Source organism: Streptomyces sp. NPDC046870, assembly GCF_040704595.1.
GTDB classification, from domain to species: Bacteria; Actinomycetota; Actinomycetes; order Streptomycetales; family Streptomycetaceae; genus Streptomyces; species Streptomyces argyrophylli.
Window position 1 is genome coordinate 310,113 of sequence record NZ_JBEYXM010000001.1, and the last position, 15,767, is coordinate 325,879.

Genomic DNA, 15,767 nt, shown 5'->3' on the forward strand with positions numbered 1-15,767 from the left:
GACCATGGCGGGACCCGTCCTGGAAATGCGCTCGATCGTCAAGACCTTTCCCGGTGTCAAGGCGCTGTCGGACGTCACCCTGACCGTCCGGCAGGGCGAGGTCCACGCCATCTGCGGGGAGAACGGCGCCGGCAAGTCCACCCTGATGAAGGTGCTCTCCGGCGTCCACCCGTACGGCAGTTACGAGGGGGACGTCCTCTTCGAGTCGCAGACCTGCCAGTTCAAGGACATCCGGGCGAGCGAGCAGCACGGCATCGTCATCATCCACCAGGAACTGGCGCTGGTGCCGCATCTGTCCATCGCGGAGAACCTCTTCCTCGGCAACGAGCACGCCACGCGCGGACTCATCAACTGGCGCGAGACCCTGCGCCACGCCACCGCGCTGCTGCGCCGGGTCGGTCTGGACGAGCACCCGGAGACCCGGGTCGCCGACATCGGCGTGGGCAAGCAGCAGCTCGTCGAGATCGCCAAGGCGCTGTCCAAGCAGGTGAAGCTGCTGATCCTGGACGAGCCGACGGCGGCCCTGAACGACGAGGACAGCGACAAACTCCTCGACCTGATCCTGGAACTGAAGAACCAGGGCATCACCTCGATCATCATCTCCCACAAGCTCAACGAGATCCGCAAGGTCGCCGACTCGGTGACGATCATCCGGGACGGGCGGTCCATCGAGACCCTCGATGTGAAGGCGCCGGAGACGACCGAGGAGCGGATCATCGCCGGCATGGTCGGCCGCGACCTCGACCACCGCTTCCCCGAGCGCACCCCGCACCAGCCGGAGGAGGGCGCGGCGCCGGCGCTGGAGATCCGCGGCTGGACCGTGTTCCACCCGATCGACCAGCAGCGCAAGGTCGTGGACGACGTGTCCCTGAGCGTGCGCCGCGGCGAGATCGTCGGCATCGCGGGCCTGATGGGCGCGGGCCGCACCGAACTCGCGATGAGCGTCTTCGGGCGGACCTACGGCCGGTACGCGGCCGGCACGGTCCTGAAGGACGGCACGGAGATCCGCACCAAGACCGTGGCGGAGGCGATCGGGCACGGCATCGCGTACGTCACCGAGGACCGCAAGCACTACGGCCTGAACCTCATCGACACCATCAACCGGAACATCTCGCTGACCGCGCTGGACAAGGTCGCCCAGCGGGGTGTGGTGGACGAGCACGAGGAGCGGCAGGTCGCCGAGGGCTTCCGGAAGTCCATGAACATCAAGGCGCCCACGGTCTTCGAGCCGGTGGGCAAGCTGTCCGGCGGCAACCAGCAGAAGGTCGTCCTCAGCAAGTGGATCTTCGCGGGTCCCGACGTGCTGATCCTCGACGAGCCGACCCGCGGCATCGACGTGGGCGCCAAGTACGAGATCTACACGGTCATCGACCAGCTCGCCGCCCAGGGCAAGGCGGTGGTCTTCATCTCCTCCGAGCTGCCCGAACTGCTCGGCATGTGCGACCGCATCTACACGATGGCCGCCGGGCGGCTGACCGGTGAGGTGCCACGGGCCGAGGCCACGCAGGAAGTGCTGATGCGCCATATGACGAAGGACAAAGAGGTAACGCGATGAGCACGGATGTGACCGCCAAGAGCCCGGCCCCCGCGCCGCCGGGCAGGAGCGGACCGGCCGCCGACGGGGGACTGCTCGGCCTGGTACTGGCCGGTCTGCGCCGCAACATGCGCCAGTACGGCATGCTGATCGCGCTCGGCCTGATCGTGGTCCTCTTCGCGATCTGGACCGACGGGGACCTGCTGCTGCCGCGCAACGTCTCCAACCTGGTGCTGCAGAACAGCTACATCCTGATCCTCGCGATCGGCATGATGCTGGTGATCATCGCCGGGCACATCGACCTGTCGGTCGGCTCGCTCACCGCGTTCGTCGGCGCCTTCGCGGCCGTACTGACCGTGCAGCACGGGATCCCCTGGCCCGTCGCCCTGGTGCTGTGCCTGGTGATCGGCGCGGTCGCCGGCTCGGTCCAGGGCTATCTGATCGCCTATCTCGGCATACCGTCGTTCATCGTCACCCTCGCCGGGATGCTCCTCTTCCGCGGCCTCACCGAGATCCTGCTCAAGGGCCAGACCCTCGGCCCCTTCCCGGACGGCCTGCAGAAGCTCGGCAACGGCTTCCTGCCCGAGGCCGGCCCGGACACCAACTACCACAACCTCACCCTGCTGCTCGGGCTCGTCCTGATCGCGGCCGTGGTCTGGCAGGAGTTCCGGGACCGCCGCCGCCAGCAGGAGTTCTCCCTGGACGTGCTGCCGACCCGGCTGTTCCTGCTCAAGCTGACCGCCCTGGTCGCCGCGATCCTCGTGCTCACCCTGCTGCTCGCCAGCTACAAGGGCGCCCCGATCGTGCTGATCATCCTCGGTGCGCTGGTCGTCGGCTACGGCTACGTCATGCGCAACGCGGTCTTCGGCCGGCACATCTACGCGATCGGCGGCAACCTGCCGGCGGCCAAGCTGTCCGGCGTGAAGGACAAGAAGGTCACCTTCTACGTCTTCCTGAACATGGGCGTGCTCGCGGCCCTGGCGGGTCTGGTGGTCGCCGCCCGGCTGAACGCGGCCTCGCCGAAGGCGGGCGTCAACTTCGAACTGGAGGCCATCGCCTCCTCGTTCATCGGTGGCGCGTCCATGAGCGGCGGTGTCGGCACCGTCCTCGGCGCCATCATCGGCGGTCTCGTCCTCGGCGTGCTGAACAACGGCATGAACCTCCTCAGCGTCGGCACCGACTGGCAGCAGGTCATCAAGGGCCTCGCCCTGCTGGTGGCGGTCGGGTTCGACGTGTGGAACAAGCGCAAGTCCGGTTCGTAAGCGCCCAGAAAACGGAGCCGCACCTATGGAACTGAACAGACGCACGGTCATCGCGGGAGCAGCCGCGGCGGGCATCGCCGCCACCACCCTCGGCGGCACCGCCGAAGCCGCCTCGGGAAGGAAGCCGGTGAAGGAGCTCTTCGGCACCCTCGCCGACGGCACGAAGGTGTACCGCTGGTCGCTGGCCAACGGCGGCACCCGGCTGAGGGTGCTGTCCTACGGCGGCATCGTCCAGAGCCTGGAGCTGCCCGACCGGCACGGCCGGTACGCCAACGTCGTGGCCGGCTTCGACAACGTCGCCGACTACGTGGCGAAGAGCCCGTACTTCGGCGCGCTGATCGGCCGGTACGGCAACCGCATCGGCAAGGGCCGGTTCACGCTGGACGGCACGGCGTACCAGCTCTCCGTGAACGACGGCGCCAACAGCCTGCACGGCGGCGCCCAGGGCTTCGACAAGCACGTGTGGGACGTCGAGCCGTTCGTCAAGGGCGCCGACGTCGGGCTGCACCTGCACTACACCAGCGTCGACGGCGAGATGGGCTACCCGGGCACGCTGCGGACGACGGTGACGTACACCCTCACCCGGCACGGCGACTGGCGCATCGACTACGCGGCCACCACCGACAAGGCCACCGTCGTCAACCTCACCAGCCACGTCTACTGGAACCTGGCCGGTGAGGGCAGCGGCACGATCGAGGACCACGAACTCACGATCGCCGCCTCCCGCTACACCCCGACCGACTCCGGCCTGATCCCCACCGGCGAGCTGGCCCGGGTCGCGGGCACCCCGTTCGACTTCCGGCACGCCAAGCCCGTCGGCCGGGACATCCGGGCGGGCCACGAGCAGCAGGTGCAGGCCAAGGGCTACGACCACAACTGGGTGCTGGACAAGGGGATCACGGCGAAGCCCGAGCACGTCGCCACCCTGCGCGACCCCCGCTCCGGCCGTACCCTGAAGATCGCCACCGACCAGCCGGGCCTGCAGTTCTACTCCGGCAACTTCCTCGACGGGACGCTCACCGGCACCGGCGGCCGCACCTACCGGCAGGGCGACGCCCTGTGCCTGGAGACGCAGCACTTCCCGGACTCGCCGAACCACGCGAACTTCCCGTCGACGGTGCTGCGGCCGGGGCAGACCTACCGGACGTCCACCCTGCACACCTTCGGGGCGTGAACCGGCTCACACCGGCGGTGAGTTGAACACCACTGCCGTCCCCTCCGTATCGAAGGGCGGCCCGTGCTCCCCCGCACGGGCCACCCGTCGACGGAGGTTCCCTTGGCCGGCAGCGTCACCTCGTTGTTCCGCGGCACCGCCGCGCACAGCCCCTCCATGGCGGCGCTGACGCGGGAGGGCGGCGACGGGACCGGTCCGGTGGACTTCTGCATTCCGTGCAATCCGTACTTCCCGACGCCCGCCATGTTCGAGGAGATGGCGAGCCGGCTGCGCGAGATCGTCACGTACTACCCGAGCAGCGCCGAGACCGTCACCGCGGAGCTGTGCGACCTGCTCCGGCTCCCGCCGCAGTGCGTGGCGATGGGCAACGGCTCCACGGAGCTGATCACCTGGATCGACCACCTGCTGGTGCGTGAGTCCCTTGCCGTCCCCGTGCCCACCTTCGGCCGCTGGACCGACCAGCCGATGGAGACCGGCAAGCGGGTCGACATGTTCCCCCTCCAGGAGGCGAACGACTTCGCCCTGGACCTCGGCCAGTACGGCGAGTTCATCCGCGCCCGCGGCACCCGGGTGGCCGTGATCTGCAACCCCAACAACCCCGACGGCGGTTTCCTGCGCCGCCAGCAGATCGTGCAGTTCATGGACGCCATGGCGGACCTCGACCTGGTGATCGTGGACGAGTCCTTCCTGGAGTTCGCCGACGCGGAGGCCGAGCCGAGCGTCGTCCAGGAGGCCATGCTCAGCCCCAACGTGATCGTGCTGCGCAGCCTCGGCAAGAACTTCGGCCTGCACGGCATCCGCTTCGGCTACCTCGTCGCCAACCCGGCGCTCGCGGGCAAGGTCCGCTCCATGCTGCCGAAGTGGAACCTCAACTCCTTCGCCGAGCACGTGGTGTTCATGCTGAAGGAGCACGGCGCCGAGTACGCGCGGAGCCTGACGCAGGTCCGCCGCGACCGTCTGGAGATGGCCAGCCACCTCTCCGCGCTCCCCGGCCTCACCGTCTACCCCTCCCAGGGCAACTTCCTCTTCGTGCGCCTGCCGCTCGGCGCCGAGGGCACGGTGGTGCGGGACCGGATGCTCACCGAGCACCGGATCCTGGTCCGCGAGTGCGGCAACAAGATCGGATCCTCCAGCCGCTTCCTGCGGCTCGTGGTGCGCCCCCAGGTCGACGTGCGTCGCCTGGTGTCCGGCCTGGAACAGGTGCTCTACGGGTCCAGGAGGGGAGCCGCCGTACCCGAGCCGGGCACCGGGACCAGCTACAGCTCGGGTACGGCGGCGGTCGACCGGCTGGTCAGCGAGACCAACGGGGCCGGGATGCGGCTGACCGCGTCCGGCCCCGCACCGGCCGCCGGCACCGGCATGCCGCTCCCCGCCGCCGTGGCCCCGCCCGGCAACGGGATGCCGATGCCGGCGGCAGCCCCGCCGCCGGCTCCGGCGGCTGCGGCGGCGGCCGTGATGCCCGCGCCGGTTGCCGTACCGCTGGTCCCCGCGCCGGTACCGGCTTCCGTACCGGCGCCGGTGGCCCCCGCGCCCGTACCGGCCCCCGCACCCGCACCCGAGCCGCTCGCGCCCGCCGCGGCCGTCGCCCCCACCCCGCCCGGCGTTCCGGCCCGGGGCGGGCTCACCGCCGCCCAGGTCCGCGGGATGACGGCTCCGGCCCCGGCCGCCGGCCTGACCCCGGCCCCCGCGACGGGCTGGCCCAACGCGCAGAGCTGGCCGAACGCGGCGGGGACGGGCCAGGCAGCCGTGTGACGTCGCCGCCCGGATCGCAAGGTGATTGATAGATTCGCACGATGCCGGTCACTGTCACGTACGAGAACCTGAACACCTCGGACATGCCGAGGCGAGGCATGGAGCCCGCGACGGCGCCCGTGCACGTACTGCTCGTGGATCTCGAAGCGGACCTCGTCATCCGGGACGGCGAGCGGACGGTGTGCGCGGTGGAGGACTTCCCGGTCGCCGAACTGGCACGCGCCCTGGTCGCCTGGCTGGAGCGCGGCCGAGGGCGGCAGGCGCGGGACGGCTTCCGTTTCGAGTCGATGTCCTTCGAGGAGCTGGGCACGGTACGGATCGAGGAGACGACGGCCGGCTGGCGGGTCGGCTCGGTCTTCGAACCCGACCACTGGACCGCCCCGGTGACCTGGGAGGTCCTGGTGGCCGAGCTGACACGGTTCACGGACACGGTCCGCGAGGGCGTCACGCGCCTCGGCGCCGGCCCCTCCCTGATCCCCCCGCTTCCGCAGGGGGACGCCGACGCCGACGGTCACCGCCCGCTTCGGGGCCGGCGTTCACGGGAGCCGGCGCCGGCGCCGCTCAGGAGGTCGGGCACTCCTTCCAGGCCAGGTGGTACACCGTGCTGATGTCCCCATCCGTCGAGTCCATCGTCATGAAGCTGACCTTGTCGGGGGCCGTGGTGCCGGCGTTCACGCGCAGTTCGGTGTTGATGTTGAAGTTGCGCAGCACACCACAGGGCGCCCAGACCAGTTGCGCCCAGTCGGTGGAGTCGGTGGCCTGCCAGTCGTCGTTGTAGGGGCCGTTGAACGGGTGGGTCCTGGGCACGGTGTTCGACGAGCCCTGGAAGTAGTACGACGCCTTCTGCGTGCCCGTGGCGCCCCGCTGGAGCGAGGCGAAGCCCCGGTAGTCTGCGCTGGCTATCGCGTACGTGAAGCCCTGCGGGACGTGGACGACCAGGTTGAGCTGGCAGTTCCTGCGGAAGGCCGTGGGGTCCGAGGTGCCGCCGGCCTGGGCCAGGTAGGCACTGTAGGTCACCGTGAAGGCCGTGTTGTCCGGCGAGACCGCCACGGCGGCCGTACCGGCGGGGCAGCCCGAGCCGTTGACCGTCGCCACGTCGATGACGATCTTGTCCGGGGGCGGGTCGTCGAAGACGGAGGAGGGGCTCTGGGCGGGCAGTGCGGTGGTGAGGAGAGCGGCCACGGCGCCGCTCAGCAGGACTCCACCAGCCATGGTTTCTCCCGGTTGTCGAGTGGGGGGTTCGCCTCCCGCCGCATCCGCTCCGGGCCGTTCAGCCGTCTAAGCCGTTCAAATTTGAAGGAACTGTGCGTTCGTTGTGAACGGAGCGTGGGGGCGTGGGTAGCGTAGGGAGCCCCGCCCGGTGCCGGGAGAGTGAACTCCGGCCATTCACACCGGGGTTTTCACGTCCTCCGGCCGTGCGCGCGGCGCCCGGTGGTCCGGGCGCTCGCGGCGGTCGTGCCGTTCACTCGCCCCGGACGCCCGGGGGGAGAACCGTCCTGAGGGACGTGGCCGGGTGGCCGATCTCCAGGGAGCCGAGGATGCCGTCGAGGAGGGCGGCGCCGGGGACGGCGGTGGGCGGCGTGGAGCGCGTGCCGGCTTCGGCGGTGGCGGCGGAGGCCAGGAGGGCGGCCGTCAGGACGGTGACACAGGCGAGTTTCTTGATCATGCCCGCCCCAACGACGGACACGGGCGGGGGAAACTCGCCGGTGGGCCGGCCGGGGGACCGGCGTTGCGCCTAACGGGTTGCCTCGCGGGGCCTTGTGCGGCAGCTCCCGCGCGACGGCGATTTCTTCTGCCTTCACGGGGCCGTTACCCTGCCGTACGGCCAGCTCCAGTACCGCCCGTACCGCGTAATCCGCCCGTGCCGAGATCCTCATGGGTCCGTCGTGGGGGTGTGTCCGTGGGGAGAATGGCCGGACCGCGCCCCCGTAAGACCGCCCGGGAGGACCCACCTTGGCGCTCAGCAGACGTACCTTCAGTGCCCTGGCCGGCTCCGCCGCGCTCGGTCTCGCCCTGGGCGGCAGCGGCGGCCCCGGAGCGCCGTCCGCGTACGCGGGCAGCAGTGCGCCGACCGGTCCGGCGCCGTTGCCGCCGCGCGCCGACGGCGAGCGGCACACCATCGGGTACGACCGGTACTCGCTGCTCGTGGACGGGCGGCGGCTGGCGGTGTGGTCCGGCGAGATGCATCCGTTCCGGCTGCCCAGCCCTTCCCTGTGGCGGGACGTGCTCCAGAAGATGCGGGCGCACGGCTACAACGCCGTGAGCGTCTACGTGGCCTGGAACTACCACTCCCCCGCGCCCGGCGAGTACGACTTCAGCGGCGTCCGGGACCTGGACCTGTTCCTGCGGACGGCCGCCGAGACCGGGCTGTACGTCATCCTGCGCCCCGGCCCTTACATCAATGCCGAGGTGGACGGCGGGGGCTTCCCCGGCTGGCTGACGGCGACCAGGGGCACGGCCCGGACCGACGACCCGGTCTACCTGGCGCACGTGGACGAGTGGCTGACCCGGGTGAACCGGATCGCCCGCCGGCACCTGTTCACGCAGGGCAACGGCACGGTCCTGCTGTACCAGATCGAGAACGAGTACGACGCCCATGTGGACGAGGCCACCGGGCGGAACTACATGTCCCACCTGTACCGGAAGGTGCGGGGCGACGGGATCGACGTCCCGCTGTTCCACAACGACAAGGGGCGCAACGGGTACTGGGTGCCGGGGTCGTTCGACACCGGCGGGGAGAGGGGCGGCTGGCTGTACGGGTTCGACGGGTATCCGTCGCCGTCGCAGACCCCGCCGGACTGGGGCCACTACGGTCCCGGGGGGGCGAAGGGCGGGGCCACCGCCTCCCCCGCCACGCCCGGGTTCGTGCCCGAGTTCGGGGGCGGCTGGTTCGATCCGTGGGGCGGGGCGTGGTTCGACGGCAAGGGGTACGCCGAGGCGCGGCGCACCCGGGACGCCGCGTACGAGCGGCGCTTCTACCTGACCAACCTCGCCAACGGGCTCACCCTGCACAACGTGTACATGACGTTCGGGGGGACGTCGTGGGGCTGGCTGCCCGCGCCGGTCGTCTACACGTCGTACGACTACGGCGCCGCCATCGACGAGGGCCGCAACGTCACGGACAAGATCGCGCCGATGCACCAGCTCGGCCATCTGCTCCAGCGCGTACCCGACTTCGCGAAGCTGGACCGGGCGGCGGACGTGCGGGCCGACGGGCTGAAGGTCTACCACCTGACCAACCCGGACACCGGCACCCACGTGTACGTCGCCCGCAACGACGGCGCCGACCCTGTCACCAGCGAACTGCCCACCGACGCCGGCACGCTGCGGATCACCGTGCCCGGCAAGGACGCCAAGCTGCTCACCACCGGCCTGCCGCTGGGCAGGCGGACCCTGAAGTACGCCACCGTCGCGCCCATGACGGTCCTGACGGCGGGCCGGCAGGACATCGCCGTGTTCGCCGGGCGGCGCGAGGAGATGGCCGAGCTGGTGCTGGAGTGCCCGGAAGAGCCCTCCGCGCAGCGGCTGGACCCGGAGGCCGGCTGGGCCTACGACCAGAACGAACTCCATGTGAGCGCCCCCCTCGGCCAGGACGGGCTGACCCGGGTGCTGGTGCGCGGGGGCGGGACGGACACCCCGCTGCTGCTGCTCTTCGCCGACGACGCCACCGCCGTGCGCCTGTTCCCGTACGACACCCCGTCCGGGACCCTCCTCGTCTACGGCCCGGCGCTGCTGCGGCACGCGGAGCTGCGCGGTTCGGAGGTCCACCTGACCGGTGACGTCGTCGAGCGGACCGGCATGGAGGTGTGGGGCCCGCGCGGGATCGACACCCTGGTCTGGAACGGGCGGAAGCTGGCCACCCGGGCCACGCTCTCCGGCAGCCTGCTGACCACCGGGATGCTGCCGGACGTGCCCGAGGTGCGGCTGCCGGAGCTGGGCGGCTGGCGGATGCGCAGGGAGAACCCGGAGGCGGGCCCGAGCTTCGACGACTCGTCCTGGAAGGTGGCGGACAAGACGTCGTCGTACAGCACCACGGCGGTCCCGGACGGCCGGCCGGTCCTCTTCGCGGACGACTACGGCTTCCACTACGGGGACGTCTGGTACCGGGGCGAACTGACCGGCACCACCGGGGTCGAGGAGGTCTCGCTCGCCTACAGCACCGGCACGCAGGGCCTGCTGATGGCCTGGCTGGACGGCGAGCCGCTCGGCACGCACCGGATGCCGGTACCGGACAAGAACGCGACCATCCGCAAGGGCAGCTGGGCGGAGACGGCGGTCTTCCCGGTGCGGGAGCGGCTGCGCTCCCCCGGCCGGCACGTTCTGTCGGTCCTCGTCCGGCGCATGCAGCACGACCAGGACGGAAAGGCGCTCGACACCCACAAGGCGGCGCGGGGCCTGACGGCCGTCACCTTCAAGGGGGCCTCGCCCGAGGTGCGGTGGCGCATCCAGGGCGCGGGCCCCGCCGACCCCGTGCGCGGGCCGATGAACAACGGTGGTCTGTACGGCGAGCGGGAGGGCTGGCACCTGCCCGGCTTCCGGGACCGGGACTGGGAGCGGGTGACCCTGCCGCGCGCGGCGCGGTACCAGGGCGTGACGTGGTACCGGACGACGTTCCGGCTGTCGGTGCCGGCCGACGTCGACGCGTCGGTCGGCCTGACCCTGGACGACGACCCGTACCGCGCCTACCGCGCGCAGATCTTCCTCAACGGCTGGAACCTGGGCCAGTACATCAACAACGTCGGCCCGCAGCACACCTTCGTGCTGCCGAACGGCATCCTGCGCACCCGGGGCGCCAACACCCTGGCGCTGGCGGTCCTCTCGGAGTTCACCACGCTGTCGGGCCCCGGATCGGTGCGGCTGACGCTGCTCGGCAGGGCGTCGGGCGGCGTGCCGGTCACGCCGGTCTGATCACGTTCCAGGACGGCGGTCAGATGGTTCCTCGTTGAACGACAGCCGCCGGATCGCATGACGCGGACACACCCAGGCGCGTACGCTCGGACCAGCCGAAACCGGCGGTGGGAAGGGAGACAGATGAGTTTCGGGGGCGCGCGGGAGCAGGCGGCACGCCTGGCCTCACGACTGCGCCGCTCCCGCTCCGGCCCGGCCCGCACCCGGCGCTCCGGCTCCGGCGCGGCGATGCGCGCCCTGGCCGGCGACCTCGCCGCCGCCGTCCGCGCCCGGCCCGAACCGCCCGAAGGCACACACGAGTTGTGCCGGGCGCTGTGCGAGGCGATGAGCGCGCTGCGGGGCGGACGCCCGGTGGAGCTGCGCTTCGAACGCTTCCCGGACGAGATCGAAGTCACCGGTCTGTGGGTCGAGTTCGCCGACTTCGACCTGGTCATCGTGGAGGAGCGGGCCGAGGCCGTGCAGCAACTGGTCATCCTCGGGCACGAGCTGTGGCACCTGCACGCCGGGCACCGCCACCACCACCTGGCCGGGGCCGCCGCAGCCCGGGCCCTCACCGACACGCCCGGCTGGCGGGAGGCCGCCCTCACCGTGGCCGCCCGCGACGGCTCCCGGGAGACCGACGAGGCCGAGGCCGACGACTTCGGGCACCGCCTGGCCACCCTGTTCCGGGGCCGCCTCGAAGGGAGGCGCACCAGCCCGCCGGACCCGGTGCAGCGGTCCCTCGGATACCGAGGACGTGGAGGAACGGCACGGTGACCCGGCTGGCGCTGAACCCCTCGGATTTCCTCGGCGAGTTCTACATCTCCTTCTGGATCCCCACCGCCGTGCTCACCGCCGCCCTGGTGATCAAGCTGCCCACCATCATCCGGCTATGGCGGGACCCGCTGCTGCGCGCGGTCGGCGGACTGCTCCTGCTCGCCTGCGCGGTGTTCGTGTTCTGCACCCCGTCCACCATCGCCTGGGTCAACCGGCTGACCGGCGTGCCCAACATCTCGGCGCCCTGGTGCTACTCGCTGATCACCGCGTTCTGCGGCTCCTGTCTGCTGCTCATCATCACCTGGCGCAACGGCCTGTCCGACCGTTCGGCCGCCACCCGCCGCGCCATGCGCTGGGTGATCTCGGTGTACTCGGGGGTGATCGTCGCCCTGTGGGTGCTGTTCCTGCTCGCCGACGCCCCCGAGGAGCGGCTGCGGGACCTGGACACCCACTACGCCACCACCCCGTTCATGCGCGAGGAGATCCTGCTCTACCTCGTCGCGCACGCCGTGGCCTGCCTGATCACCTCCCGGCTCATCTGGAACTGGGTGCGCACCGTGGGCCTGGACGCCTGGCTGCGCTGGGGCCTGAAGCTGCTGGGCGCCGGCTATGTGCTGAACCTGATCTTCGACGCGGTGAAGCTGATCGCCGTCGTCGCCCGCTGGTCCGGCCGGGACCTGGACTGGCTGAGCACCAACCTGGCCCCGCCCGTGGCCGCGCTCTCCGCCATCCTCATCGCCGTCGGCTTCATCCTGCCGCACGCCGGCCAGTACCTGCACGACCGCTGGCGGGTCCGGCTCGCCCACCGCGAACTGCGGCCCCTGTACCAGCTGATGCGCACCGCGAACGGCGAAGGGGTGCCGTTCGTGCTGCGCGCCACGCCCGAACTGCGGCTCACCCGGCGCGAGACGTTCATCCGGGACGTGCTGCTGCCGCTGGCCCGGCACATCGACACCGGGCTCGGCCGGCGCGCCCACGACGCCGCGCTCGGCCTCGGCCATCCGCCGGAGCGGGCCCGCGCGCTGGCGGCCGCGGTGAGCATCCTCGACGCCGTCGAGACCAAGGCCCGGACGCCGGAGCCGCCCGAGCCGGCCGCCGGGCCGGACACCACGCACCTGCTCCAGGAGATCGGGGCCGTCTCCCGAGCCCTCCGCCGTCCCGACGACATCGCGGCGGTGCGCGCGCGTGCGGCCGCCACAGCAGAGAGCGTCACCGTTCATGAATGAGGACAGACCCACCGCCGTCGTCCTCGGCGGCTCCCTCGCCGGCCTGCTCACGGCCCGCGCCCTGGCGGCCGTCGGCGCCCGGGTGACGGTGGTCGAGCGGGACGCGCTGCCCGACGGCCCCGCGCCCCGCAAGGGACTGCCGCAGGCCCGGCACGTGCACCAGCTGTGGTCGGGCGGGGCGCGGGCGCTGGAGGAACTGCTGCCCGGGGCGATCGGGCGGCTGCGCGCGGCCGGGGTGAGCCGGGTGCCGATGACCACGGACATGGTGGCGCTGTCCCCGTACGGCTGGTACCGGCGCTGGGCCGAGTCCGCGTTCATGCTGCCGGCGAGCCGGGATCTGCTGGACTGGGTGGTACGGGAGCTGGTGCTGGCCGACGGGCGGATCTCGCTGGTGGAGCGGGCCGAGGCGGCCGGGCTCAGCGGTACGGGCGACGCGGTGACGGGGGTGCGCATCCGCGCCCACGACAGCGCCGAGCGGACGCTGACGGCCGATCTGGTCGTGGACGCGACCGGGCGCGGCTCGCGGGCGGCGGGCTGGCTGACCGGGCTGGGGCTGCCCGCGGTCGAGCGGCGGGAGGTGGACTCCGGGCTGGTGTACGCCAGCCGGCTGTACCGCGCGCCGGAGGCGGCGCGGGCCGGCTTCCCGGTCGTCAGCATCGAGCCCGATCCGCGGGGTTCCGGGACCGGGCGCGGGGGCGTGCTGATGCCGGTGGAGGACGGCAAGTGGATCGTCACGCTGTTCGGGGGCCGCGGGGACGAACCGCCCGCCTGCGCAGCCGGGTTCGAGCGCTACGCCCGCGACGGGCTGCGGCATCCGCTGATCGGGGAGCTGCTGGGCGGGGGCGCGGAGCCGCTCGGCGAGGTCGCGGTCACCCGGACGACGGCGAACCGGCGCCACTTCTTCGAGCGGATGCCGGTGTGGCCGGAGAACTTCCTGGTCGTCGGCGACGCGGTGTGCGCGCTGAACCCCGTGTACGGGCACGGCATGGCGGTGGCCGCGCGGTCGGCGCTGGCCGTGCGGGACGTGGTACGGCGCCGGGGGCTGGGGAGCCGGGGACTGGCCCGGCAGGCGCAGAGGGCGGTCGGGCGGACCGTCCGGGCGGCATGGGATCTCGCGGTCGGGGCGGACGTGTTCTATCCGGGCGCGACCGAGGAGGGGCCGACGCTGCGGGACCGGGTGCTGGCCGCGTACGTCGGCCGTCTGCTGCGGACCGCCACGGGGAACGGGCGCGTGGCCCGGCGGGTGACCGACGTGACGGCGCTGGAGCGTGGGGCGGAGGTGCTGCTGGCGCCGAGCGTGGTGGTGGCGGCGGTGGCGGGGCCCCTGAGACCGACGCTCGCCGCTCCGCCGTTGACTTCGCAGGAGCGTCGGTCCGCGGGGTTGTAGGACGCGGGGGGACGGGGGCTCGTGCCGTCCGCCGGCCGCGGGTCCGTGGTGGCCGGTCGCGCGGTTCCCCGCGCCCCTGGGGGACCGACGGGAACCGCCCGGTCACCCCTGAACCGGGCTCAGCCCTCGAACGGCGGTTGGGGCAGGCCCTGTCCGGCGTCGGGCACCACGAGCAGGGAGCCCGACAGGGGGTCCGAGGGCGGCAGGCCCGTGCGGGCCGTGGTGATGTAGAGGTCGGTCAGGGCGGCGCCGCCGAACGCGCAGGCCGTGGTGCGGGGGGTCGGCAGGGTGATCACGCGGTCCAGCTCGCCGGCGGGCGTGTAGCGGCGCACCGCTCCCCCGTCCCACAGCGCCACCCACACACAGCCCTCCGCGTCGACGGTCAGCCCGTCCGGGAAGCCCGCGCCCTCCTCGATCTCCACCAGCGTGCGGCGCTCACGGATGCCGTCCGCGTCGTGGTCGAAGACGTCGACGCGCCGGGTGGGGCTGTCGACGTAGTACATCAGGCGGCCGTCGGGGCTCCAGCCCGTGCCGTTGCTGACCGTGACGTCCGGCAGGACCGTGCGCACGGACCCGTCCCCCGTCAGCCGGGACAGCGTGCCTCCGCCGGGCGCCTCGTCGTACCGCATCGTGCCCGCCCACAGCGACCCGTCGGGCGCCACCGCGGCGTCGTTCGCGCGGCGCCCGGCGACCGGCTCGTGGTGCAGCCAGCGGAACGTGTCGTCGGGGTCCAGCAGGCCCACGCCGTCCCGCAGGTTGAGCACCAGGCCGCCGCCCGCCCGGGGCTTGGCCGCGCCGATGTGCTGCGGTGCCGTACGGATCGTGCGCCGGCCGGAGGAGGGGTCGTAGGTGTGCAGGCGCGCGCCCAGGATGTCCAGCCAGAGCAGCCGGCCCGTCGCCGGGTCCCAGGTGGGTCCCTCGCCGAGTGCGGCCTCCGCCCGCACCGCGACCTCGTACGCCGTCATGCCGTGCTCCGGTGGCCCAGCCGCTCGGACAGTTCCGCCGCGCCCTTCGCGGCCAGTTGCTCCAGCTCGGCCCGGCGCTCGTCGCTCCAGCGGATCATCGGCACGGAGATCGACAGCGCGGCCACGACCTGTCCGGTGCGGTCGCGGACCGGCGCGGCCACGCAGGAGACGTCCGGGTTGGACTCGCGGTTCTCCACGGCGATCCCGCGCTGCCGGATGTCCGCGAGGACCTCGCGCAGGACGGCCGGGTCGGTGATGCTGTTCGGGGTCATCCCGGCCAGTTCGGTGCCGTCGGGCAGCCGCGCGGTCAGCTCCGGCTCGGGCAGCGAGGCCAGCAGCATCTTGCCGACGGAGGTGCAGTGGGCGGGCAGCCGGCGGCCGGCGGCGGAGACCATGCGGACCGCGTGCGTGGAGTCGACCTTGGCGATGTAGATGACGTCGGTGCCCTCCAGGATGGCGACGTGCACCGTCTCGTCGCAGGTCTCGGCGACGGAGCGGGCCACCTGCTGGCCCTCGGCGGCGAGGTCGAGCTGCTCGGCGTAGCGGCTGCCGAGCTGGTACGGGCGTACGCCGAGCCGGTACCGTCCGGGCTGCCCGGGCACCTGCACGATGTACGACCGGGCGGCGAGCGTGGTGACCAGCTCGTGCACGGTGGTGCGGGGCAGCTGGAGCCTGCGCACGATGTCGGGGGCGGAGAGCGTCCCGTCCCCGTCGAGGAACAGCTCAAGAATGTCGAGAGCCCGGGTCACGGCAGGCACGAGGCGTCCCACGTCCGGCCCCCTCCCTTGGTCTGGCGTCTGCGT

General features: G+C 72.2%; 13 protein-coding genes and 1 pseudogene. 9 read left to right on the forward strand and 5 right to left on the reverse strand.

Going from position 1 to position 15,767, the window contains the following annotated elements; genetic code table 11:
- The first annotated feature begins 4 nt into the window (after nt 1-4).
- The 5 genes from mmsA to AB0946_RS01460 all read left to right on the forward strand — a co-directional run bounded on the left by mmsA (nt 5) and on the right by AB0946_RS01460 (nt 6,330).
- Complete coding sequence (gene mmsA, locus AB0946_RS01440; RefSeq protein WP_366758606.1) at nt 5-1,555, forward strand: multiple monosaccharide ABC transporter ATP-binding protein; 1,551 nt, start codon at nt 5-7, stop codon at nt 1,553-1,555.
- The gene (gene mmsB / locus AB0946_RS01445; protein ID WP_366758607.1) at nt 1,552-2,796 is read left to right on the forward strand and encodes a multiple monosaccharide ABC transporter permease; all 1,245 of its coding nucleotides are present in this window, start codon (nt 1,552-1,554) and stop codon (nt 2,794-2,796) included. The genes mmsA and mmsB overlap by 4 nt, the downstream gene beginning before the upstream one ends.
- 25 nt (nt 2,797-2,821) lie before the next feature.
- The gene (locus AB0946_RS01450; RefSeq protein WP_366758608.1) at nt 2,822-3,970 is read left to right on the forward strand and encodes an aldose epimerase family protein; all 1,149 of its coding nucleotides are present in this window, start codon (nt 2,822-2,824) and stop codon (nt 3,968-3,970) included.
- A 102-nt stretch (nt 3,971-4,072) separates the two neighbouring features.
- Nucleotides 4,073-5,722, forward strand: coding sequence for a histidinol-phosphate transaminase (locus tag AB0946_RS01455; RefSeq protein WP_366758609.1), 1,650 nt, complete (start codon nt 4,073-4,075; stop codon nt 5,720-5,722).
- Between the two features lie 41 nt (nt 5,723-5,763).
- A complete protein-coding gene (locus AB0946_RS01460; RefSeq protein WP_366758610.1) occupies nt 5,764-6,330 on the forward strand; it encodes a hypothetical protein in 567 nt (188 codons plus the stop codon).
- Here AB0946_RS01460 and AB0946_RS01465 read toward each other — a convergent pair.
- From AB0946_RS01465 to AB0946_RS01475, 3 genes and pseudogenes are all read right to left on the reverse strand, one after another.
- Nucleotides 6,284-6,934: a DUF4360 domain-containing protein gene (locus AB0946_RS01465; RefSeq protein WP_366758611.1), complete on the reverse strand. Its 651-nt coding sequence runs from the start codon at nt 6,932-6,934 to the stop codon at nt 6,284-6,286. The two genes, AB0946_RS01460 and AB0946_RS01465, sit on opposite strands and share 47 nt — an antisense overlap.
- Before the next feature lie 250 nt (nt 6,935-7,184).
- Nucleotides 7,185-7,388: a hypothetical protein gene (locus AB0946_RS01470; protein WP_366758612.1), complete on the reverse strand. Its 204-nt coding sequence runs from the start codon at nt 7,386-7,388 to the stop codon at nt 7,185-7,187.
- A 91-nt stretch (nt 7,389-7,479) separates the two neighbouring features.
- Nucleotides 7,480-7,599: pseudogene (locus AB0946_RS01475) on the reverse strand (transcriptional regulator); the annotation flags it as partial.
- Nucleotides 7,600-7,675: 76 nt separating this feature from the next.
- Here AB0946_RS01475 and AB0946_RS01480 point away from each other — a divergent pair.
- From AB0946_RS01480 to AB0946_RS01495, 4 genes are all read left to right on the forward strand, one after another.
- Entirely contained in the window at nt 7,676-10,630 is a 2,955-nt protein-coding gene (locus tag AB0946_RS01480; protein ID WP_366758613.1) for a beta-galactosidase, read from the forward strand.
- 123 nt (nt 10,631-10,753) lie between these two features.
- A complete protein-coding gene (locus AB0946_RS01485; protein ID WP_366758614.1) occupies nt 10,754-11,386 on the forward strand; it encodes a toxin-antitoxin system, toxin component family protein in 633 nt (210 codons plus the stop codon).
- Nucleotides 11,383-12,612 (forward strand): MAB_1171c family putative transporter, encoded by a 1,230-nt coding sequence (locus tag AB0946_RS01490; RefSeq protein WP_366758615.1) that lies wholly within the window; start codon nt 11,383-11,385, stop codon nt 12,610-12,612. The genes AB0946_RS01485 and AB0946_RS01490 overlap by 4 nt, the downstream gene beginning before the upstream one ends.
- Nucleotides 12,605-13,999, forward strand: a complete 1,395-nt coding sequence (locus tag AB0946_RS01495) for an FAD-dependent oxidoreductase (protein WP_366758616.1) — start codon at nt 12,605-12,607, stop codon at nt 13,997-13,999. Before AB0946_RS01490 ends, AB0946_RS01495 begins: the two co-directional genes overlap by 8 nt.
- 119 nt (nt 14,000-14,118) lie before the next feature.
- Here AB0946_RS01495 and AB0946_RS01500 read toward each other — a convergent pair whose 3' ends face one another.
- Both AB0946_RS01500 and AB0946_RS01505 read right to left on the reverse strand, forming a co-directional pair.
- Complete coding sequence (locus AB0946_RS01500) at nt 14,119-14,964, reverse strand: SMP-30/gluconolactonase/LRE family protein (RefSeq protein WP_366758617.1); 846 nt, start codon at nt 14,962-14,964, stop codon at nt 14,119-14,121.
- Complete coding sequence (locus AB0946_RS01505; RefSeq protein WP_366758618.1) at nt 14,961-15,734, reverse strand: IclR family transcriptional regulator; 774 nt, start codon at nt 15,732-15,734, stop codon at nt 14,961-14,963. The genes AB0946_RS01500 and AB0946_RS01505 overlap by 4 nt, the downstream gene beginning before the upstream one ends.
- Nucleotides 15,735-15,767 lie beyond the last annotated feature (33 nt).

What these genes read in the sequence shown, in the direction of transcription:
- mmsA (WP_366758606.1), top strand. Translation starts at nt 5, where the DNA reads ATGGCGGGACCCGTCCTGGAAATGCGCTCGATCGTCAAGACCTTTCCC.
- mmsB (WP_366758607.1), top strand. Translation starts at nt 1,552, where the DNA reads ATGAGCACGGATGTGACCGCCAAGAGCCCGGCCCCCGCGCCGCCGGGC.
- AB0946_RS01450 (WP_366758608.1), top strand. Translation starts at nt 2,822, where the DNA reads ATGGAACTGAACAGACGCACGGTCATCGCGGGAGCAGCCGCGGCGGGC.
- AB0946_RS01460 (WP_366758610.1), top strand. Translation starts at nt 5,764, where the DNA reads ATGCCGGTCACTGTCACGTACGAGAACCTGAACACCTCGGACATGCCG.
- AB0946_RS01465 (WP_366758611.1), bottom strand. Translation starts at nt 6,934, where the DNA reads ATGGCTGGTGGAGTCCTGCTGAGCGGCGCCGTGGCCGCTCTCCTCACC.
- AB0946_RS01470 (WP_366758612.1), bottom strand. Translation starts at nt 7,388, where the DNA reads ATGATCAAGAAACTCGCCTGTGTCACCGTCCTGACGGCCGCCCTCCTG.
- AB0946_RS01485 (WP_366758614.1), top strand. Translation starts at nt 10,754, where the DNA reads ATGAGTTTCGGGGGCGCGCGGGAGCAGGCGGCACGCCTGGCCTCACGA.
- AB0946_RS01495 (WP_366758616.1), top strand. Translation starts at nt 12,605, where the DNA reads ATGAATGAGGACAGACCCACCGCCGTCGTCCTCGGCGGCTCCCTCGCC.
- AB0946_RS01500 (WP_366758617.1), bottom strand. Translation starts at nt 14,964, where the DNA reads ATGACGGCGTACGAGGTCGCGGTGCGGGCGGAGGCCGCACTCGGCGAG.